This window comes from Streptomyces sp. NPDC026377, assembly GCF_055567715.1.
On sequence record NZ_JBVHPV010000016.1, the window covers coordinates 1 to 19,218 of the forward strand.

Consider the following 19,218-nt stretch of genomic DNA (forward strand, 5'->3'; position numbering starts at 1 on the left):
CCGCCACCACGATCTTCGCGGAAGTGGTGGAGCGGGCAGCACCGCCGCTAGAGCTTGCGAAGTCCACTGAGCACCCTTTCGAGCAGTGTCACATCCGGCGTGCCGCCGGCCTCTCCATTGCCCGGCTGGTGGATGGCCACCATGCCGGCCTCCGCCAGGTCGGCGACAAGAATCCGGGCCACACCGAGCGGCATCTGCAGCAGCGCCGAGACCTCCGCCACCGACTTGACCTCGCGGCACAGGTGGCAGATCCGCTGGTGCTCCGGGAGGAGCGTGGCCAGGTGCGCCGGGTCCGCGGTCGTGCTGACCAGCGCCTCGATGGCCAGCTGGTAGCGCGGCCGGGTCCGGCCGCCCGTCATGGCGTACGGGCGGACCAGCGGCTGGTCGCCTTCACTGTCGTAGTGCGCGTCGTGCAGCGCGCCGTACGAATCGTGTGAGGCGGGTGGCGGGGTCATTGATCCTCCGGGCGGGACAGCAGGGACAGCGAGTGTCTTCGAGCCGTCTGATGTGGCCGGTGGGGGGGCGGGGCGCGGCCGGACGGTGGTTTCTGACTGAGTGGGGGGCCTCAGTGGAGCAGGCTCCCCTGGAGCTCCGCTCGCAGGTCCGGGGTGAGGACGGAGCCGGCGCGGTCGACCAGGAGGGCCATCTCGTAGCCGACCAGGCCGATGTCGCACTCGGGGTGGGCGAGCACGGCCAGCGAGGAGCCGTCGGAGACGGACATGAGGAAGAGGAAGCCGCGCTCCATCTCCACCACGGTCTGGGCGACGGTGCCGCCCTCGAAGATCCGGGACGCACCCGCGGTCAGCGAGGTGAGGCCGGACGCCACGGCCGCGAGCTGGTCGGCCCGGTCCCGCGGGAATCCTTCGGACATGGCAAGCAGCAGGCCGTCGGCGGAGACCACCACCGTGTGGGACACCCCTGGGGTGTTGTCCACGAAGTTGGTGATCAACCAGTTCAGGTTCTGCGCCGCCTGGCTCATCTGACTCAACTATCGCTCCTGCTGGTGAGTGGGGTCCATCGAGAAACTGCCGGTCGACGGGCCGTTGCCGGCCTGCCGCCCCTGCTGGATACCCCGGCGGAGATTGGTCAGGCGGCCGCGCACATCGTCGGGCGCGCGCGAGACCTGGGGGCCTGCCTGGTTCTGCTGCTGCTGTGCGGTACCCGCGACCAGGTTGGCACGCGGTACCCGCTTGGGCAGACCGGAAGTGGTGACACCGCCGGCGGCGGGCTTGCGGGCCCGCTCGGCCTGGCGGACGAGTTCGTCGTTGGGCGAGGGCCGCCAGCTGCCGTTGCCGGCCGCGCCGCCCGCGTCGCGCTGCACCGGCGCCGGGCGGCGCTCGGGGCTCTGCGGCGCCGCGGCCGGGGGCTGCGCCGGACGCAGACCCTGGGGCCCGCCCTGACCGGCCTGGCCCGGGTGGCCCGGACCCTGCTGGGGCGCGGGCTGACCCGGCTGCTGACCGTTCTGACCGCCCTGGCCGTGGAACCAGTTGGTCTCCAGGGTGTCATACAACGGCGTACGGCCGTCACCGGCGTTCGGCGCCGGCGGCAGGGCCTCCGGCTGCGACTGCCGCGGCGGGGTCCCGGCGCCCGGACTCCGGCGGCCCTGGGGCTGCTGCGGTGCCTCGTACTGCTGGGGCTGCTGCTGCGCGGGGCGCGGTGCGTCGAAGTCCGGCCGGGCGAACTCGGAGGTGGCCGCGGGACCCTGGCGGTCGTCCATCGGGGGGCGGGCGTACTGGCCGGTGTCCTGGCCGGCGCCCTGACCCTGGCCCGCGTTCTGACCGTACGCGCCGGGGCGCTCGAACTGGCCGGTCGCCTGCGGCGGCAGGGACGCGGGGTCCTGGGAGCCCTGCGGGGCGCCGAAGACGTCCGGGCGCACGAACTGGCCGGTGGACTGCGGCGACTGGGGCGCGTCCTGGCGTCCCGGCGGCGGCCCGTCGAAGTCGGGGCGGGCGAACTCCGCCGTGGAGCCGGGGCCCTGGCGCTCGTCGAGCTGCGGCCGGGGGTACTGGCCGGTGTGCTGCTCGCTCTCCTCGTGACCGCGCGGGCCGTCCTGCGCCGCCTGCTCGTTGCCCCAGCTCGCGGCCTGCGGGCGCTGCGGGGCGCCGCCGCCGGGCAGCTCGGCGCGCGGGGCGCCGCCCTGCGGGGCCTGCGGGCGGTCACCGCGGCGCGGGGCCGGGGGCTGCTGGGCCGGGATGCCGGTGCCGAAGGCGCCCTGGCCGAAGCCGCCCTGGTTCTGGTTCTGCTTCTGGCCCTGGCGGGGCTGCTGGGCGCCGCCGTCACGCGGGGGCAGCGCGGCGCGCGGACCCGTACCGCCGGCCACCGCACCGCGCGGGGCGCCCGTGCCGAGCCGTCCGCCGCCGGCGGGGCCGCCGGCCGGGCCGCTGCCGAGCGCACCGGCGAGACCCGCGCGGGCACCAGGGCCCGGGGTCACGCCGGGACGGCCGGCGCCGGGCCCCGAGGGCGCCTGGCCCTGGGGGCCGCCGGGCTTGCCGGGAGCCTTCTTGCCGCCCTGGGCGACGTCGACGGGCAGCATGACGAGCGCCGTCGTACCGCCGGAGTCGGAGGGGCGCAGCTGGATGCGGATGCCGTGACGCAGGGACAGCCGGCCGACCACGAACAGACCCATGCGGCGCGAGACCGAGACGTCCACGGTGGGCGGCGACGCGAGCCGTTCGTTGATCGCGGCGAGGTCCTCGGGGGAGAGGCCGATGCCGGTGTCGTGGATCTCGACGAGCACCCGGCCGTCGGGCAGGGCGTGACCGGTGACGCGGACCTTGGTCTGCGGCGAGGAGAACGAGGTGGCGTTCTCCAGGAGCTCGGCGAGCAGGTGCACGAGGTCGTTGACCACGCGGCCGGCGACGTCGGTCGCGGGCACGGCGGCCAGTTCGATGCGCTCGTACTGCTCCACCTCGGAGGCGGCGGCGCGGAGCACGTCGACCAGCGGGACCGGGCGGGTCCAGCGTCGGCCCGGCTCCTCACCGGCGAGGACGAGGAGGTTCTCGCCGTTCCGGCGCATACGGGTCGCGAGGTGGTCGAGCTTGAAGAGCGAGGAGAGCTGGTCCGGGTCGGCCTCGCGGGACTCCAGCTCGGAGATGAGCGAGAGCTGGCGCTGGATGAGGCCCTGGGAGCGGCGCGAGAGGTTGGTGAACATCGCGTTGACGTTGCCTCGCAGCAGCGCCTGCTCGGCGGCGAGGCGGACCGCCTCGCGGTGCACGTCGTCGAAGGCCGCGGCCACCTGGCCGATCTCGTCCCGGGAGTGCACGCCGACCGACTCCACGGAGGTGTCGACGTCCTGCGGGTCGGACTCGGAGAGCTGCTTGACGAGCTCGGGCAGCCGGTCCTGGGCGACCCGGGTCGCGGTGTCCTGGAGGCGCCGCAGCGAGCGGATCATGGACCGCGCCACGACGAACGCGCCGACCAGCGAGACGCCGAGGACGATGAGGATCAGGGCACCGTTGAGGATCGCGTCCCGCTGCGACTGGTCGCGCAGCTCGCGGGCCTTCTGCTCCATCTCGCCGAGCAGGGTCTGCTCGATCGTCTTCATCTGGTTGATCTTGTTGGAGTCCTGGTCGTACCAGTCGAGGTACGAGCGCTTGGTCTCCGTGGCGAGGCCGCCCTTGAGGACGCGCTGGGAGTACGCGTTGGCCGCGGTGATCTCCGAGTTGCCCTTGTCGAGCGGGGCCATCAGCTCTTCGGGGTTGCCGTGGTTGCTCTCGTAGACGATCGAGAACGACGACAGCTCCTGGCGCTCGCCGTCCGCCGCGGACTTGGCGTAGAGGCGGTCGGACTCGGCGAGGGTGCCGGTCTTGTCCTTGGTCGCGGGGAGCGCGGCGGCGATGATCGCGCGCTGGATGGAGGCGTACTCCTTGGCGGAGGAGAACGCGGCCAGCGCACGGGTGCGCTTGATCATCTCCGGGTTGGAGGTGGCCTGCGCCATGTCCTGGGAGAGGCTGAGCAGACCGCGGATGAGGCGGCTGTAGCCCTCGACGGTCTGGGAGTCCGAGACGTCGCCGCGGTAGGCGCTCTTGCGGATGTTGTCGAGGTCCTGGAGCTGGATCGCGATGGCCGTGACGTTACGGCGGATCGACTCCAGGGCGTCGTCGTTGTCCGGGTTGTCGACGTCCTGGGTGGCCGTCATGAACGACTGCTTGACCCGGTCGGTGGTGCCCTTGGCCGTCTGGACCATGTCCGCGCCGGTGCGGGTGGCCAGCGGGCCCGCCGACTTGTCGCGCTCCTCCTGGAGCGCGGCGGCCAGCTCGGTGGCCTGCTTGGTCATGTCGGTGAGCAGCTGCATGTGGTCCAGCTGCTTCATGTCGTTCATCGACTCGTTGATGCGCAGCCCGCCGAGGGTGGTCGCGGCGACCACGGGCAGGGTCAGCAGCGCGACCAGTCGGGTGGAGATGCGCCAGTTGCGCAGGGCTATTCGCGACCCGGTGTCCACGGCCGGCTTCGGCTTGGGCGCGGACGTGGGCTTCTCGCCGCCCGCGGCGGAGCGGCCCGTGGGGCCGGAGGGGCCGGCCTTGTCGTCACCGCCCGGCGAAGGAGCCGACGGATTCTGGGTGGCCCGGGGGTTCTGGGCGTGCTGGGGCGAGGAACTGACTGATGTGGGGCCAGTCCCGCCGTGCGGCTCCTGCTCCGCCGCAGCGCTGCCATCCCTCTTGAAACGTCCCTGCACTAGCGTCGCAACCTCTGGACCAGGCGTCCCCCGCTCTGAACGGAAGGGACGGTGTCGGCGTCGTGGGGCAAGTGTGCGCCCCATGTGTTGGTCGTGAGTGACCGGCGCTTGTTGGTCTCCCCCTCCCCGCCGCCACTCGGCGCTGCGTTGCGCCCCTGCGCGCCGGTCAGTGACCCGCGGCGGTGCGTGGAATTCCAGCACAGTGCCGGATCTCCAACAAGGCCCGTGTACCGGGCTGTGACCTGAGTGACACATTGTGATGAACGAGTCACGAGCCGTAGAAACTGGGCACGGATGAATCGGACTTTTGCCCACGAGTCGCTTACGTGGGAGGTGCTACCCAGTCGCCATGATCAAGAGCGGAATGGAGGGTTCAGTGGTGCAATGTCCGATTGGTCGGCCCGAGTTGACGGGTCGTTATGTCCTAAATGGTTACCAACTCGTGAGCAAACTCACATGATGATCGTCGCCTCTACGGCCGTTTGCCGGGAATTCGAATGTTTAGCCTGTCGCTTTACAGGGATGGGCAATCCGACAACCGGCGCCGCCGCGCGCCCCGCAACCGACAGGGTCCGAACGGCAGATGAAGACGACGATGATGATCCGCACCATAGCCAACCCCCGCCGCACCACCCTGGCGCACCTCGCGGACGCCGAGGAGATGGCGACGGAGCTCCTGCCCGAGCACCCGGTCGACCTGCCGGCCCAGACGGCCAACCCGCGCCGCACCACCCTGATGGAAGCCCCGGTCACCGCCGCCGCCCAGTAAGAAGGGGCGCGCGCCCCTTCCCGTACGCCACCGGGCGCTCCCACCGGCCCGGACGGCGTCCTCGGAGCGCGGGTCGCCCCCTCACCCGCGTTAGCCTGGAGCGTCAGTCTCCAGCCAGCGACCAAGTGAGGGGCGACAGCATCCCGTGCGCATCGCCAGATTCTCCATCGACGGCAATGTCGCCTTCGGCGCGGTCGAGGACACCCCGCAGGGGCCCGTGCTCGACATCATCAAGGGCATTCCGTACGCCGACTTCGAGCTCTCCGGGACCAAGGTCCCGCTGAGCAAGGTCCGGCTGCTGCCGCCGGTGCTGCCGAACAAGGTCGTGGGCATCGGCCGCAACTACGCGGAGCACGCCAAGGAGCTCGGCAACGCCGTCGTCGACGATCAGGGGCGTCCCGAGGCGCCCGTCGCCTTCTTCAAGCCCACCACCTCGGTGATCGGCTCCGGCGACGCGATCGAGTACCCCTCCTTCTCCAGCGAGCTGCACCACGAGGCCGAGCTGGCCGTGGTGATCGGCCGGATGTGCCGCGAGGTCCCGCGCGAGCGCGTCAAGGACGTCATCTTCGGCTACACCTGCGCCAACGACGTCACCGCGCGTGATGTCCAGCGCCGCGAGAAGCAGTGGGCCCGCGCCAAGGGCTTCGACACCTCCTGCCCGCTCGGCCCCTGGGTGGAGACCGACCTCGACCCCACCGATCTCACGATCCAGGCGACGGTCAACGGCGAACAGCGCCAGCTGGGCCGTACCAGCGACATGATCCGCTCCATCGAGGACCTGGTCGTCCACATCACCGAGGCCATGACGCTGCTCCCCGGCGACGTCATCCTCACCGGCACCCCCGCCGGGGTCGGCCCCCTCAACGCCGGCGACGAGGTCGCCGTCACCATCGAAGGCATCGGCACTCTCACCAACAAGGTGATCAAGCGTGGCTAACGCGACGAACGTCCGCGTACGTTTCTGTCCCTCCCCGACCGGCAACCCGCACGTGGGCCTGGTCCGGACCGCCCTGTTCAACTGGGCGTACGCCCGGCACACGGGCGGCACCATCGTCTTCCGCATCGAGGACACCGACGCGGCGCGCGACTCCGAGGAGTCGTACGAGCAGCTCCTGGACTCCTTCCGCTGGCTCGGCCTGGACTGGGACGAGAGCCCGGAGCTGGGCGGCCCGCACGCCCCCTACCGCCAGTCCCAGCGCATGGACATCTACAAGGACGTGGCCGGGAAGCTGCTGGCGGGCGGCCACGCCTACCACTGCTACTGCACCACCGAGGAGCTCGACCAGCGCCGCGAGGCGGCCCGCGCCGCCGGCAGGCCCTCGGGTTACGACGGCCACTGCCGCGAGCTGAGCGCCGAGCAGAAGGCGGCGTACGAGGCGGAGGGCCGCACGGCCATCGTCCGCTTCCGGATGCCCGACGAGCCGATCACCTTCACGGACCTGGTCCGCGGCGAGCTGACCTTCACCCCGGACAACGTGCCGGACTACGGCATCGTCCGCGCCAACGGCGCCCCGCTGTACACGCTGGTCAACCCGGTCGACGACGCGCTGATGGAGATCACCCACGTCCTGCGCGGCGAGGACCTGCTCTCCTCCACCCCGCGGCAGATCGCGCTCTACAAGGCGCTGATCGAGCTGGGCGTGGCCAAGGAGACCCCGGTCTTCGGCCATCTGCCGTACGTCATGGGCGAGGGCAACAAGAAGCTCTCCAAGCGCGACCCGCAGGCGTCCCTGAACGTCTACCGCGAGCGCGGTTTCCTCCCGGAGGGCCTGCTCAACTACCTCTCGCTCCTCGGCTGGTCCTTCTCTGCCGACCAGGACGTCTTCTCGCTCTCCGACATGGTCGCCAGGTTCGACGTGGCGGACGTCAACGCCAACCCGGCGCGCTTCGACCTCAAGAAGGCCGAGTCGATCAACGCCGACCACATCCGCATGCTGGACGTGAAGGCGTTCACGGCCGCCTGCGAGCCGTGGCTGAACGCCCCGCACGCCAACTGGGCGCCCGAGGACTTCGACCGCGCCGCCTGGGAGGCCATCGCGCCGCACGCCCAGACGCGTCTGACCGTCCTGTCGGACATCACGGCCAACGTCGACTTCCTCTTCCTGAAGGAGCCGGTCGAGGACGAGGCGTCCTGGGCCAAGGCGATGAAGGAGGGCTCGGACGCGCTGCTGCGCACCGTCCGCGAGAAGCTGGAGTCGGCCGACTGGTCCTCCCCGGAGTCCCTCAAGGAGGCCGTCCTGGCCGCCGGCGAGGCGCACGGCCTCAAGCTCGGCAAGGCGCAGGCCCCGGTCCGCGTCGCCGTCACCGGCCGCACGATCGGTCTGCCGCTGTTCGAGTCCCTGGAGATCCTGGGCCGGGAGAAGACGCTGGCCCGCATCGACGCGGCGCTGGCGAAGCTGGCGGCATAGTCGCTTGACGTATGTCCCGAAGGGGCGTGGGCCGGTCGGCCGACGCCCCTTCGGCGTACCGTCGGGGCATGACCGTCCGCGCCGTCCTCTGGGACATCGACGACACGATCTTCGACTACGCCTCGGCCGCCCGCAGCGGCATGAACGCCCATCTGGAGATGGAGGGCCTGCCCGTCGCGTACGCGTCGATGGAGCAGGCGCTCGCGGCCTGGGACGAGCTCACCGCGTACCACTGGGCGCGGTTCGCCGCGGGGGAGACCGACTGGGAGGGCCAGCGGCGCGACCGGGTGCGCGCCTTCCTCGGCGCCGAGCTGAGCGACCCCGACGCCGAGACCTGGTTCGAGCGCCATCTGGCCCACTACGAGGCCGCCTGGTCGCTCTTCCCGGACACCGTGCCCGCCCTGGACCTGCTGGCCGGCGGCTACCGGCACGCGGTCCTGTCCAACTCCTCCCTCCGCCACCAGGAGCGCAAGCTCGAGGTCCTGGGTGTACGCGACCGCTTCGAGGCGGTGGTGTGCGCGGCCGAGCTGGGGATCTCCAAGCCCGAGGCGGGGGCCTTCCACGCGGCCTGCGAGGCCCTGGCGCTGGCCCCCGAGGAGGTCGCGTACGTGGGCGACCAGCCGGACATCGACGCGCGCGGCGCCGTGGAGGCCGGGCTCCTGGGGATCTGGCTGGACCGCAACGGGCTGGGCGGCAGGCCCGAACTGGTGCGGATCACGGGCCTGGAGGAGCTCCCCGGCCTGCTGCGCCGGGATACCCGTTTTGGAGCGCCGGACACCTTCGGGTAATGTTCTTCCTGCGCCGAGGGGAGCGGGAAGAAAAGCCCCGAACCGAAAGCGCGAGCGGAGCGGGATCCCCGGTGGGGATGGTGTTCCGGTGGCCTATGGTGTAATTGGCAGCACGACGGTTTCTGGTTCCGTTAGTCTAGGTTCGAGTCCTGGTAGGCCAGCTCGCAGAGCTTATCTGCACCGCGGATTCCAGATCCGCAAAGCCCCCGTTGTGTAGCGGCCTAGCACGCTGCCCTCTCAAGGCAGTAGCGCCGGTTCGAATCCGGTCGGGGGTACAGATCCTTCCCAGGGGGACAGTCCGGGTCGCACCCGCTGACTCTCATGCAGGATCGCTAGGGCCCCCGTTGTGTAGCGGCCTAGCACGCCGCCCTCTCAAGGCGGTAGCGCCGGTTCGAATCCGGTCGGGGGTACTGGTCTAAACCACCATGGGCTATGGTGTAATTGGCAACACTACGGTTTCTGGTACCGTCATTCTAGGTTCGAGTCCTGGTAGCCCAGCGGATCGCATGATCGAAAGACATGCGATTCACCGATCCCTCGGGATCGACAACACGCCCCCGTTGTGTAGCGGCCTAGCACGCCGCCCTCTCAAGGCGGTAGCGCCGGTTCGAATCCGGTCGGGGGTACGTGAGGAAGGGGCCCGGCACACACAGTGTGCCGGGCCCCTTCCGCTTGCCCCGGGGGCGGGCCGGTCCCGGGGCGCGCGTCATGGCCGCGCGAAGCGCCGCGCCGACTCCTGCGCCTGGGCCAGCCGCCGCAGACTCAGCAGCACCGGCTCGTAGAGCACGGTCAACGCCACGGCCGCCTCTACCTGTTCGGCCGGGGTCTCCCAGCGCTCCACCAAGTCCAGGTCGGTGACCGCCATGTGGGCGGCGGCCTTCGCGTAGGGCGCCAACTCCTCGGGACCGCAGGGGTATCCGAGCCGGGCGAGCGCGGTCACCGCCGCCAGCAGCGTGCGATACGCGCCCGAGCCGCCCCGCGGGTCCGAGCCGCCGTACTGCCAGCCGAGCCCGTCGATCACCGCGTCCACCGAGGCGCGCGCGGTCTGCGCGCACGGGTCGTCGGGGGCGGGTTCCGGGGCGTTCGGCAGCGCCTCGACGGCGATGCCGAGCCGGGAGTGGTGGTCCAGGGACTCGTCCTCCAGGGCCGCGAGGACCTCCTTGGCGGCGGCCACCGGCACCCGTCCCACCTGGATCAGCGCGCGCACCAGCTTGAGGCGCCGCAGATGCGAGGCGTCGTAGTCGGCCTGGGTGGCGGTGACCCGCCCGCCCGGCGGCAGCAGGCCCTCGCGCAGGTAGTACTTGATCGTCGCCGGGGCGACCCCGCTCCGCTCACTCAGCTCCGCCAGTCTCATACCTCTTGCGCCTTCCCTCGGAGAGTGCCACTATCCAATCATCGGATAGTGCAACTATCCAACCAGTGTCCGGCCCGAACGCCACTGCTACGTCATGGGGGACTGTCATGAGCGCGAGGCTGATCGAGGGACGTATGACCGCCGGCGCCGAGGGGGACGTGGTGGTCTTCCTGATCGGGATGCGCGTCAACCGCTTCCGCTCGCTGCGCAGTTGGCTGCCGGTGACGGCCGCGATGCCGCGCATGCTGAAGGAGCTCGTCAGGGAGGAGGGCAGCGGGCTGCTCGGCTTCCAGCCCGTCCTCGCCGGGCCGCGCGCGGTGGCGGTGGTGCAGTACTGGGAGTCCAAGGAGAAGCTCCTGGCGTACGCCGGGGCCCAGGACAAGGAGCACCGGCCGGCCTGGGCGGCCTTCAACCGCCGGGCGCGCGGGGCGAAGGGGGCGGTGGGCATCTGGCACGAGACGTATGTGGTCCCGGCGGGGTCGTACGAGTCGGTGTACGTCGGCATGCCGGAGTTCGGGCTGGGCAGGGCGACGGGGGTGGTGCCGGTGGCGGGCCGCCTGAAGGCGGCGTGAGCGCGGCGGTGGGGGCTGGTCGCGCCCGGCGTTCGTCTGCGGGCCGGTGGGGGTTGCTCGCGCAGTTCCCCGCGCCCCCGAATGCCTGTGGCTGAGCTGGATTCTCCGGCTGCGGCCGACCCCTGAGGGGCGGGTAACCCGCCTGCCGGCCCGCGGGCAGAGGGCCGGCACGGAGGTGGCCCCCCGCTGCGGCGTTGGAGCGGGGGGCCGGAGGTGGACGTAGGTGCGGCTAGCCGTTGCGGCGCAGGGCCTCGGACAGGCGCGCGGCGGCGTCGATGACCGCCTGCGCGTGCATCCGGCCCGGGTGGCGGGTCAGGCGCTCGATCGGTCCGGAGACCGAGACGGCGGCGACCACGCGGTTGGACGGACCGCGCACCGGCGCCGAGACCGAGGCCACGCCCGGCTCGCGCTCGCCGATCGACTGGGCCCAGCCCCGGCGCCGCACGCCCGACAGGGCCGTCGCCGTGAAGCGGGCGCCCTGGAGCCCCCGGTGCAGGCGCTCCGGCTCCTCCCAGGCCATCAGGATCTGCGCGGAGGAGCCCGCCTTCATCGTCAGGGTCGAGCCGACCGGCACGGTGTCCCGCAGACCGGACAGCCGCTCGGCCGCCGCCACGCAGATCCGCATGTCGCCCTGACGGCGGTAGAGCTGCGCGCTCTCGCCCGTCACGTCCCGCAGATGCGTGAGCACGGGACCGGCCGTGGCCAGCAGGCGGTCCTCGCCGGCCGCGGCCGCGAGCTCCGCGAGCCGCGGGCCGAGGATGAACCGGCCCTGCATGTCCCGCGCCACCATCCGGTGGTGTTCCAGTGCCACGGCAAGGCGGTGTGCCGTGGGTCGTGCGAGTCCGGTCGCCGCGACCAGCCCCGCGAGGGTGGCCGGACCGGACTCCAGGGCGCTCAGGACGAGAGCCGCCTTGTCGAGAACGCCGACGCCGCTAGAGTTGTCCATGAAACGATACTCGCGTCTCACTCTGTGAAACGCAAGTTCAATTTTCTCCGGAACTTGCGAACCTGTACTGGCGGTCCGCACAACGGCCGCAGCCACCGTCCGGTCCCGGGGGCCCGGCGGTACACCCGGTCTCTAGTTGGGCCGGCGACGACGCCGGCCGGAGGGAAAGCGATGGGTAGGACACTCGCGGAGAAGGTCTGGGACGACCATGTCGTCAGGCGCGCCGAGGGCGAGCCCGACCTCCTCTTCATCGATCTGCACCTGCTGCACGAGGTGACCAGCCCGCAGGCTTTCGACGGGCTGCGCAAGAGCGGCCGCCCGGTGCGGCGCCTCGACCTCACCATCGCCACCGAGGACCACAACACCCCGACCCTCGACATCGACAAGCCCATCGCCGACCCGGTCTCCCGGGCCCAGCTGGAGACGCTGCGCAAGAACTGCGCCGAGTTCGGCGTGCGGCTGCACCCCCTCGGCGACGTCGAGCAGGGCGTCGTCCACGTGGTGGGACCGCAGCTTGGCCTGACCCAGCCCGGCACCACCGTGGTCTGCGGCGACTCGCACACCTCCACGCACGGCGCTTTCGGGGCGCTGGCGTTCGGGATCGGCACCTCACAGGTAGAGCATGTGCTCGCCACCCAGACCCTGCCACTGGCCCCCTTCAAGACCATGGCCATCACCGTCGAGGGCGAGCTGCCCGACGGCGTCACCGCCAAGGACCTGATCCTGGCCATCATCGCCAGGATCGGCACCGGCGGCGGCCAGGGCTATGTCCTGGAATACCGCGGCCCGGCCATCGAGAAGCTCTCGATGGAGGCCCGGATGACCATCTGCAACATGTCGATCGAGGCCGGCGCCCGGGCGGGCATGATCGCCCCCGACCGCACCACGTTCGACTACCTCCAGGGCCGCGCCCACGCCCCCGAGGGCGCCGACTGGGACGAGGCCGTCGCGTACTGGCAGACCCTGAAGACGGACGAGGACGCGGTCTTCGACGCCGAGGTCGTCATCGACGCCACCCAGCTCTCCCCGTTCGTCACCTGGGGCACCAATCCGGGCCAGGGAGCACCGCTTTCGGCGTCCGTCCCCGACCCGGCTTCGTACGAAGACGCTTCGGAGCGCCTGGCCGCCGAAAAGGCGCTGGAGTACATGGGATTGACCGCCGGGCAGCCGCTGCGGACCATCGACGTCGACACCGTCTTCGTAGGTTCCTGCACCAACGGCCGTATCGAGGACCTGCGCGCGGCGGCCTCGATCCTGGCGGGCCGCAAAGTCGCCGACGGCGTACGGATGCTGGTCGTGCCGGGCTCGGTGCGGGTGGCGCTCCAGGCCGTGGAGGAGGGCCTGGACAAGGTCTTCACCGCCGCCGGCGCCGAATGGCGGCACGCGGGCTGCTCGATGTGCCTGGGCATGAACCCCGACCAGCTGGCACCCGGCGAGCGCTCCGCCTCCACCTCCAACCGCAACTTCGAGGGCAGGCAGGGCAAGGGCGGCCGCACCCATCTGGTGTCGCCGCAGGTCGCCGCCGCAACAGCGGTTCTCGGCCACCTGGCGTCCCCCGCCGACCTGTCCGACGCCCGTACGCCCGCTGGAGTCTGATCAGCCATGGAAGCTTTCACCACGCACACCGGCCGGGCCGTCCCGCTGCGCCGCTCCAATGTAGACACCGACCAGATCATCCCGGCCCACTGGCTGAAGAAGGTCACCCGGGACGGCTTCGAGGACGGGCTGTTCGAGGCCTGGCGCAAGGACCCGGAGTTCGTTCTGAACAAGCCCGAGCGCCAGGGCGCGTCGGTGCTGGTCGCGGGCCCCGACTTCGGTACGGGCTCGTCGCGCGAGCACGCCGTGTGGGCCCTGCAGAACTACGGTTTCAAAACCGTGATCTCCTCCCGGTTCGCCGATATCTTCCGGGGCAACTCGCTGAAGAACGGGCTGCTCACGGTGGTGATCGACCAGAAAGTCGTGGACGCGCTCTGGGAGCTGACGGAGCGCGACCCGAACGCCGAGATCACGGTGGACCTCCAGGACCGCCAGGTCCGCGCGGAAGGCGTCACGGCCGCCTTCGAACTCGACGAGAACGCCCGCTGGCGGCTGCTGAACGGCCTGGACGACATCAGCATCACGCTCCAGAACGAGGCCGCCATCGCCGCGTACGAGGCGAAGCGGCCCTCCCACAAGCCCAGCACCTCGCTCGTCTGACCGGCCCGGGCCGCCTCTTGGGCGGGTCCGGGGCAGTCGTTCGGCCCAACACGCCCCCTGTCTTTCGGGACAGGGGGCGTGTTGCGTTGCGGGGTGTCAGGGTGGCGTCAACTAGCCTAGGCTGCACAGCAGATGGCCGGATTGGGTCTTGCGCGACCGGTGGTCGTTGGGGAGCCGGAAGCCACCCGGAATCCCTCAGTTGCCCCCGCCGGAGGCGACAACTCGCCCCAGATGGCACAATCGGCGCATGGAACGCGACAGCCAACTCGAGCTCTACCGGCTCGTCGCGGACCGGCTGAAAGAAGCGCACACAGTGGTGCGCGAACTGCAAGTCCCGGAGGGCGTACGGATGGCGCTGTCCCGGAAGCTGCTGGTCATCACAGCGGCTGCCAAACACGATCTCGCCGATGCGGCAAGGCGTCTGGACCGGTTGATGAAGGACCTCGAAGAGGGCCGATTCCCCGAAGACGACTGAGTCACAAGGAGTTCGGTGAAGCCGACTTCGTTGCGGCACTAGGGTGATTAGCCCGTTTCGTGTTTGATTTGCGGTATATATCTGCCTAACGTGCGAAAAAGCCAGAACGGATTCGTTCCGGCCAATGTCTCCGAAGGGGAAGACGTGAACAAGGCGCAGCTCGTAGAAGCGATTGCCGACAAGCTCGGCGGCCGTCAGCAGGCCGCGGACGCCGTGGACGCGGTTCTGGACGCGGTCGTCCGGGCCGTCGTCGCGGGCGACCGGGTCTCGGTCACCGGTTTCGGTTCGTTCGAGAAGGTCGACCGTCCGGCCCGTTACGCCCGCAACCCGCAGACGGGTGAGCGCGTGCGGGTCAAGAAGACCTCGGTTCCGCGCTTCCGCGCGGGTCAGGGCTTCAAGGACCTGGTCAGCGGCTCGAAGAAGCTCCCCAAGGGCGACGAGGTCGCCGTGAAGAAGGCGCCCAAGGGCAGCCTCTCGGGTGGCACCTCCACCCGCAGCACGGTGAAGAAGGCCGCGGCCAAGAAGGCCACCGCCGCGAAGAAGACGACCGCCGCGAAGAAGACCGCGCCGGCCAAGAAGACCACCGCCAAGAAGACCACGCCGGCCGTGAAGAAGACGACGGCGGCCGCGGCCAAGAAGACCGCCACCTCCGGCGCCGCCAAGAAGACCACGGCGACGGCGAAGAAGGCGACCCCGGCCAAGAAGGCCACCACCGCCAAGAAGGCCACGGCCAAGAAGACCGCGCCCGCCAAGAAGACCGCCGCCAAGAAGGCGCCGGCCAAGAAGGTCACCGCGCGCAAGACCACCACCGCCAAGAAGACGACCGCCCGCAAGAAGTAGGCATCGCCGGACGGCTCACGCGCCGGGCCGGGCTCCCCTCGGGGAGCCCGGCCCGCGGCGTGTCGGCCCCGCCCCCGTCCCGGCCGCTGCCGCCGCGTCCCGGCCGCTTCCGCCCCGGGCGGGCGCGGCTCAGAACGTCTGCAGCGTCACCAGGGTGATCCGCAGGGACGCGCCCTCGCCCTCCGTCTCGATGCGGACCCGCTGGCCCACCCGCAGCAGCCGCAGCCCGCCCGCGTCGAAGGCCTCGGCCCCGAAGTCCACCGGGGTGCCGTCGTCGAGCAGCACACTGCCGCTGCGGGTTGCGAAGTCGTATGTGTACGCGGTCGCCTGCATGGCTGGCAGCCTAGCGCCGCCGCCCACCAGCCCGGGTACGCCCTCCACCGCGCCCCGCAGCGCCCCCGTGGCCGGTCCCGTCCCCAGCGCCAGCGCGATTTCGAGGTCCGCTCCGGTGTCCACGTCCCGGCGCACCGAGTCCACCCCGGTCAGCGGGATTTCCGCCGCGCCCGACGCGGAATGCGCGGCCCGGGAGGGACCGCCGAATGCCGGGGCCAAATCCACTCCCGGGGCGGCCGAAAGAAATGTCGTCCCGATTCCCGCCGCGTCGGCCAGAAATGTGCGCGGAAATACGGAGGCGGCATCCAGTACTCGCCCCAATTCCGCCGGCCGCAGCGCGGGAAGATCCGCGTTCAGGGCCGCGACCGCCGCCCCGGGGCGCCCCTGCCGTATCGCGTACGCCCCGTGCGCGAGGGCGGCGTTGAGGCCCGCGCGCGGGCTGTCGGCGACGATCCGCGCGCCCAGCGCGGCCAGCTCCGCGCCCGCCAGCGGATCGTCCGTGACGACCGCCACATCCCGTACCGCCGGGCAGGCGAGGGCCGCACCCACGGTGTCCAGGGCGAACGCCAGAGCGAGCCGGGGCCGCAGCGTCGCGCCGACGGCGGCCGTGAGCCTGCTCTTCGCCAGCGCCAGCGGCTTCAACGGCACGACCAGGGACCAGTGGCCCGGTGATGCGGTGTTCGTGGCGTCCCCCTCGCTCTCGTCGCTCCGCGTCCGGTCGGACGGACAGCCGCCGGACAGGGACGCAGGCCATTGTCACCCGGCCAGGAGCGGCCCCCGCACGGTCGGGGCGTACGGTGTTCTCGACAGACCGGATGGCCGGAGCGACACTTGCTCCCTGCGCAAGTCGCGTGGTGGCCCGCAGTGGTCTGTCCTAGAGGAAGGTGCTCCGAGTGTCCCGCCGCAGAATCGGCTTCTGGTACCGCCTGGCGGCGGTCATCGCCAAACCTCCACTGGTGGTGCTTTTCAAGCGGGACTGGCACGGAATGGAGAACATTCCGGCGGACGGCGGTTTTATCACCGCGGTCAACCACAACTCGTATCTCGACATGTTCTCCTACGGGCACTTCCAGTACAACACCGGACGGGTGCCCCGGTTCCTCGCCAAGGCCGGGCTCTTCAAGGTGCCCGTGGTGGGGCCGCTGCTGCGCGGCACGGGCCAGATTCCCGTCTACCGCGAGTCCTCCAATGCCTTCGGCGCCTTCCGGGCCGCCGTCGAGGCCATCGAGCGGGGTGAATGCGTCGTCTTCTACCCCGAGGGCACCCTCACCCGCGACCCCGACATGTGGCCGATGACCGCCAAGACCGGGGTGGCACGCGCCGCCATGCAGACGAAGGCCCCGGTCATCCCGGTCGCCCAGTGGGGCGCCAACCTGGCGATGCCGCCCTATGCCAAGGAGAAGAAGGTCCGCTTCTTCCCCCGCAAGACCCTCCAGGTGAAGGCCGGTCCGCCGGTCGACCTCGCGCGCTTCTACGACAAGGAGCCCACTCCCGAGGTGCTGCGCGAGGCGACCGAGGCCATCATGGCCGCGGTCACCCGCCAGCTGGAGGAGATCCGGGGCGAGTCCGCCCCCGCCAAGCCGTACGATCCGCGCGAAGTCCGCGCGCAGCTCCGCCGCAAGGCCGCCGGGGAGGGCACCAAGTGACGCACGCCGCCACCAAGGCAGCAGTATTCGGCACCGGCTCCTGGGGTACGGCGTTCGCCATGGTCCTCGCCGACGCGGGCTGCGAGGTGACCCTGTGGGGCCGCCGCCCCGAACTCGCCGAGGCGATCAACACCACCCGCACCAACCCCGACTACCTGCCGGGCATCGAACTGCCCGCGGCCGTGCGGGCCACCACCGACCCCGCCGAGGCCGCGGCGGGCGCCGACTTCACCGTCCTCGCCGTACCCTCGCAGACCCTGCGCGCCAACCTCGCCGCCTGGACGCCGCTGCTGGCGCCCGACACCGTCCTCGTCTCGCTGATGAAGGGCGTCGAACTCGGCACCGCCAAGCGGATGAGCGAGGTGATCGAGGAGGTCGCCAAGGTCCCCGCCGACCGCGTCGCCGTGATCACCGGCCCCAACCTCGCCAAGGAGATCGCCCAGCGCCGGCCCGCCGCCGCCGTGGTCGCCTGCCGCGACGAGGCCGTGGCCCAGCGCCTCCAGGCCGCCTGCCACACCCCGTACTTCCGCCCGTACACCAACACCGACGTCGTCGGCTGCGAGCTCGGCGGCGCGGTCAAGAACGTCATCGGCCTCGCGGTCGGCATCGCGGACGGCATGGGCCTGGGCGACAACGCCAAGGGCTCGCTCATCACCCGGGGCCTGGCCGAGACCACCCGGCTCGGCCTCGCCATGGGCGCCGACGCGCTCACCTTCTCCGGCCTCGCGGGCCTGGGCGACCTCGTCGCCACCTGCTCCTCGCCGCTCTCGCGCAACCACACCTTCGGCACCAACCTGGGCCGGGGCATGACGCTCCAGGAGACCATCGCGGTCACCCGGCAGACCGCCGAGGGCGTCAAGTCCTGCGAGTCCGTGCTGGATCTGGCGCGCCGCCACGGTGTCGACATGCCCATCACCGAGACGGTCGTCGGGATCGTCCACGAGGGCAAGCCGCCGGTGGTCGCCCTCAAGGAGCTGATGTCGCGCAGCGCCAAGCCCGAGCGGCGCTGAAACCGCCGAGTCGAACGGGTACGCTCATCGCGATATGAGCAGCGAGAACCTCCCCCAGAGCCCTGAATCGAGCCCCCAGCAGCCGCGCAAGCCGCGGGTGGCCGTCGTGTTCGGCGGCCGCAGCTCCGAGCACGGCATCTCGGTCGTCACCGCCGGTGCCGTGCTGCGCGCCATCGACCGTACGAAGTACGACGTGCTGCCCATCGGCATCACCACCGACGGCCGCTGGGCGCTCACCGCCGACGAGCCGGAGCGGATGGCCATCGCCGACCGCAAGGTGCCCAGCGTCGCCGAGCTCGCCGAGTCCGCCGAGGGCGCGGTCGTGCTCCCCGTGGACCCGAACAACCGCGAGGTCGTCTTCAGCGAGCCCGGCGCGGTCCCCAAGGCGCTGGGCGAGGTCGACGTCGTCTTCCCGGTGCTGCACGGCCCGTACGGCGAGGACGGCACCCTCCAGGGCCTGCTCGAACTCTCCGGCGTCCCCTACGTCGGCTCGGGCGTGCTCGCCTCGGCCGTCGGCCAGGACAAGGACTACATGAAGCGGGTGTTCACCTCCTTCGGGCTGGCCGTCGGCCCCTACCTGGTGATCCGGCCGCGCGAGTGGGAGCAGGACGAGCAGGGCGCCCGCAAGCGGATCGCCGCGTTCGCGGGTGAGCACGGCTGGCCGCTGTTCATCAAGCCGGCCCGGGCGGGCTCCTCCTTCGGCATCACCAAGGTCGACTCCTTCGACGGCCTGGACGAGGCCATCGAGGAGGCGCGGCGCCACGACCCCAAGTTCCTGGTCGAGTCGCTGCTGCGCGGCCGGGAGATCGAGTGCGGCGTCCTGGAGTTCGAGGACGGGCCGCGTGCGAGCGTCCCGGCCGAGATCCCGCCGGTGAGCGACCACGCCTTCTACGACTTCGAGGCGAAGTACATCGACTCGGCCGACGGGATCGTGCCCGCGCCGATCGGCGCCGAGGCGACCGCCGAGGTGCGCCGGCTCGCCGTGGAGGCGTTCGAGGCCGCGTCCTGCGAGGGCCTGGTCCGCGCGGACTTCTTCCTCCAGGAGAACGGCGAGTTCGTGATCAACGAGATCAACACGATGCCGGGGTTCACGCCGATCTCCATGTACCCGCGGATGTGGGAGGCGACGGGCGTGGACTACGCGGAGCTGGTGGACCGCCTCATCGAGGCGGCGCTGCGCAGGCCGACGGGGCTTCGGTAGCCGTT

The 19,218-nt window shown here is 71.1% G+C and carries 17 protein-coding genes, 5 tRNA genes and 2 pseudogenes; 17 read left to right on the top strand and 7 right to left on the bottom strand.

Features of this window, described 5'->3' with window-relative positions:
- The 4 genes and pseudogenes from ACZ4MU_RS27435 to ACZ4MU_RS27450 form a co-directional block, all read right to left on the bottom strand.
- Positions 1 to 67, bottom strand: a pseudogene (locus tag ACZ4MU_RS27435) (ATP-binding protein); the annotation flags it as partial.
- Positions 48 to 455, bottom strand: a complete 408-nt coding sequence (locus tag ACZ4MU_RS27440; RefSeq protein WP_067164662.1) for a DUF742 domain-containing protein — start codon at positions 453 to 455, stop codon at positions 48 to 50. The pseudogene ACZ4MU_RS27435 and the gene ACZ4MU_RS27440, both read right to left, overlap by 20 nt.
- 110 nt (positions 456 to 565) lie before the next feature.
- Positions 566 to 979, bottom strand: a complete 414-nt coding sequence (locus ACZ4MU_RS27445; RefSeq protein WP_067164664.1) for a roadblock/LC7 domain-containing protein — start codon at positions 977 to 979, stop codon at positions 566 to 568.
- A gap of 9 nt (positions 980 to 988) precedes the next feature.
- Positions 989 to 4,675, bottom strand: a complete 3,687-nt coding sequence (locus tag ACZ4MU_RS27450; protein ID WP_467881654.1) for a sensor histidine kinase — start codon at positions 4,673 to 4,675, stop codon at positions 989 to 991.
- A 583-nt stretch (positions 4,676 to 5,258) separates the two neighbouring features.
- On the opposite strand from ACZ4MU_RS27450, the gene ACZ4MU_RS27455 reads away from it, so the two are divergent.
- The 9 genes from ACZ4MU_RS27455 (at position 5,259) to ACZ4MU_RS27495 (ending at position 9,266) form a co-directional block, all read left to right on the top strand.
- Complete coding sequence (locus ACZ4MU_RS27455; RefSeq protein ID WP_467881656.1) at positions 5,259 to 5,444, top strand: hypothetical protein; 186 nt, start codon at positions 5,259 to 5,261, stop codon at positions 5,442 to 5,444.
- Between the two features lie 145 nt (positions 5,445 to 5,589).
- Positions 5,590 to 6,381, top strand: coding sequence for a fumarylacetoacetate hydrolase family protein (locus ACZ4MU_RS27460; RefSeq protein ID WP_467881657.1), 792 nt, complete (start codon positions 5,590 to 5,592; stop codon positions 6,379 to 6,381).
- The gene (gene gltX / locus ACZ4MU_RS27465; protein ID WP_467881659.1) at positions 6,374 to 7,852 is read left to right on the top strand and encodes a glutamate--tRNA ligase; all 1,479 of its coding nucleotides are present in this window, start codon (positions 6,374 to 6,376) and stop codon (positions 7,850 to 7,852) included. The genes ACZ4MU_RS27460 and gltX overlap by 8 nt, the downstream gene beginning before the upstream one ends.
- Before the next feature lie 68 nt (positions 7,853 to 7,920).
- Positions 7,921 to 8,640, top strand: coding sequence for an HAD family hydrolase (locus ACZ4MU_RS27470; protein WP_467881661.1), 720 nt, complete (start codon positions 7,921 to 7,923; stop codon positions 8,638 to 8,640).
- 89 nt (positions 8,641 to 8,729) lie between these two features.
- Positions 8,730 to 8,801: transfer RNA gene (locus ACZ4MU_RS27475), tRNA-Gln, on the top strand.
- A 41-nt stretch (positions 8,802 to 8,842) separates the two neighbouring features.
- Positions 8,843 to 8,915, top strand: a tRNA-Glu gene (locus tag ACZ4MU_RS27480).
- Positions 8,916 to 8,977: 62 nt separating this feature from the next.
- Positions 8,978 to 9,050: transfer RNA gene (locus ACZ4MU_RS27485), tRNA-Glu, on the top strand.
- A 16-nt stretch (positions 9,051 to 9,066) separates the two neighbouring features.
- Positions 9,067 to 9,138 (top strand) — tRNA-Gln (locus tag ACZ4MU_RS27490).
- A gap of 55 nt (positions 9,139 to 9,193) precedes the next feature.
- Positions 9,194 to 9,266: transfer RNA gene (locus ACZ4MU_RS27495), tRNA-Glu, on the top strand.
- An 80-nt stretch (positions 9,267 to 9,346) separates the two neighbouring features.
- Here the strand turns inward: ACZ4MU_RS27495 and ACZ4MU_RS27500 are convergent.
- Entirely contained in the window at positions 9,347 to 9,994 is a 648-nt protein-coding gene (locus tag ACZ4MU_RS27500) for a MerR family transcriptional regulator (protein ID WP_467881663.1), read from the bottom strand.
- Positions 9,995 to 10,101: 107 nt separating this feature from the next.
- Between ACZ4MU_RS27500 and ACZ4MU_RS27505 the strand changes: the two genes are divergently transcribed.
- Positions 10,102 to 10,566, top strand: coding sequence for a DUF4188 domain-containing protein (locus tag ACZ4MU_RS27505; protein ID WP_467881664.1), 465 nt, complete (start codon positions 10,102 to 10,104; stop codon positions 10,564 to 10,566).
- 229 nt (positions 10,567 to 10,795) lie between these two features.
- Here the strand turns inward: ACZ4MU_RS27505 and ndgR are convergent, their stop codons facing one another.
- The gene (gene ndgR / locus ACZ4MU_RS27510) at positions 10,796 to 11,512 is read right to left on the bottom strand and encodes an IclR family transcriptional regulator NdgR (protein ID WP_005311436.1); all 717 of its coding nucleotides are present in this window, start codon (positions 11,510 to 11,512) and stop codon (positions 10,796 to 10,798) included.
- Positions 11,513 to 11,683: 171 nt separating this feature from the next.
- On the opposite strand from ndgR, the gene leuC reads away from it, so the two are divergent.
- From leuC to ACZ4MU_RS27530, 4 genes are all read left to right on the top strand, one after another.
- On the top strand, positions 11,684 to 13,108 hold the full coding sequence (gene leuC / locus ACZ4MU_RS27515) for a 3-isopropylmalate dehydratase large subunit (RefSeq protein WP_467881666.1): 1,425 nt from the start codon (positions 11,684 to 11,686) through the stop codon (positions 13,106 to 13,108).
- A 6-nt stretch (positions 13,109 to 13,114) separates the two neighbouring features.
- Positions 13,115 to 13,708, top strand: coding sequence for a 3-isopropylmalate dehydratase small subunit (gene leuD / locus ACZ4MU_RS27520; RefSeq protein ID WP_467881668.1), 594 nt, complete (start codon positions 13,115 to 13,117; stop codon positions 13,706 to 13,708).
- 247 nt (positions 13,709 to 13,955) lie between these two features.
- Complete coding sequence (locus ACZ4MU_RS27525) at positions 13,956 to 14,183, top strand: SCO5555 family protein (RefSeq protein ID WP_467881669.1); 228 nt, start codon at positions 13,956 to 13,958, stop codon at positions 14,181 to 14,183.
- A 144-nt stretch (positions 14,184 to 14,327) separates the two neighbouring features.
- On the top strand, positions 14,328 to 15,023 hold the full coding sequence (locus ACZ4MU_RS27530) for an HU family DNA-binding protein (RefSeq protein WP_467881671.1): 696 nt from the start codon (positions 14,328 to 14,330) through the stop codon (positions 15,021 to 15,023).
- 393 nt (positions 15,024 to 15,416) lie between these two features.
- Here ACZ4MU_RS27530 and cofC read toward each other — a convergent pair.
- Positions 15,417 to 16,010: pseudogene (gene cofC / locus ACZ4MU_RS27535) on the bottom strand (2-phospho-L-lactate guanylyltransferase); the annotation flags it as partial.
- Positions 16,011 to 16,249: 239 nt separating this feature from the next.
- Here cofC and ACZ4MU_RS27540 point away from each other — a divergent pair.
- The 3 genes from ACZ4MU_RS27540 to ACZ4MU_RS27550 are packed head-to-tail and all read left to right on the top strand — an operon-like array spanning position 16,250 to position 19,213.
- On the top strand, positions 16,250 to 17,002 hold the full coding sequence (locus ACZ4MU_RS27540) for a lysophospholipid acyltransferase family protein (RefSeq protein WP_358837620.1): 753 nt from the start codon (positions 16,250 to 16,252) through the stop codon (positions 17,000 to 17,002).
- On the top strand, positions 16,999 to 18,012 hold the full coding sequence (locus ACZ4MU_RS27545) for an NAD(P)H-dependent glycerol-3-phosphate dehydrogenase (RefSeq protein ID WP_467881673.1): 1,014 nt from the start codon (positions 16,999 to 17,001) through the stop codon (positions 18,010 to 18,012). The genes ACZ4MU_RS27540 and ACZ4MU_RS27545 overlap by 4 nt, the downstream gene beginning before the upstream one ends.
- 34 nt (positions 18,013 to 18,046) lie before the next feature.
- A complete protein-coding gene (locus tag ACZ4MU_RS27550; protein WP_467881675.1) occupies positions 18,047 to 19,213 on the top strand; it encodes a D-alanine--D-alanine ligase family protein in 1,167 nt (388 codons plus the stop codon).
- Positions 19,214 to 19,218: the final 5 nt, after the last annotated feature.

Bases quoted from the DNA above. Each gene is read 5' to 3' on its own strand.
- ndgR (WP_005311436.1), bottom strand. From the start codon at position 11,512: ATGGACAACTCTAGCGGCGTCGGCGTTCTCGACAAGGCGGCTCTCGTC.
- ACZ4MU_RS27500 (WP_467881663.1), bottom strand. From the start codon at position 9,994: ATGAGACTGGCGGAGCTGAGTGAGCGGAGCGGGGTCGCCCCGGCGACG.
- ACZ4MU_RS27470 (WP_467881661.1), top strand. From the start codon at position 7,921: ATGACCGTCCGCGCCGTCCTCTGGGACATCGACGACACGATCTTCGAC.
- ACZ4MU_RS27505 (WP_467881664.1), top strand. From the start codon at position 10,102: ATGAGCGCGAGGCTGATCGAGGGACGTATGACCGCCGGCGCCGAGGGG.
- ACZ4MU_RS27455 (WP_467881656.1), top strand. From the start codon at position 5,259: ATGAAGACGACGATGATGATCCGCACCATAGCCAACCCCCGCCGCACC.
- ACZ4MU_RS27550 (WP_467881675.1), top strand. From the start codon at position 18,047: ATGAGCAGCGAGAACCTCCCCCAGAGCCCTGAATCGAGCCCCCAGCAG.
- ACZ4MU_RS27525 (WP_467881669.1), top strand. From the start codon at position 13,956: ATGGAACGCGACAGCCAACTCGAGCTCTACCGGCTCGTCGCGGACCGG.
- leuC (WP_467881666.1), top strand. From the start codon at position 11,684: ATGGGTAGGACACTCGCGGAGAAGGTCTGGGACGACCATGTCGTCAGG.
- leuD (WP_467881668.1), top strand. From the start codon at position 13,115: ATGGAAGCTTTCACCACGCACACCGGCCGGGCCGTCCCGCTGCGCCGC.
- ACZ4MU_RS27440 (WP_067164662.1), bottom strand. From the start codon at position 455: ATGACCCCGCCACCCGCCTCACACGATTCGTACGGCGCGCTGCACGAC.
- ACZ4MU_RS27445 (WP_067164664.1), bottom strand. From the start codon at position 979: ATGAGCCAGGCGGCGCAGAACCTGAACTGGTTGATCACCAACTTCGTG.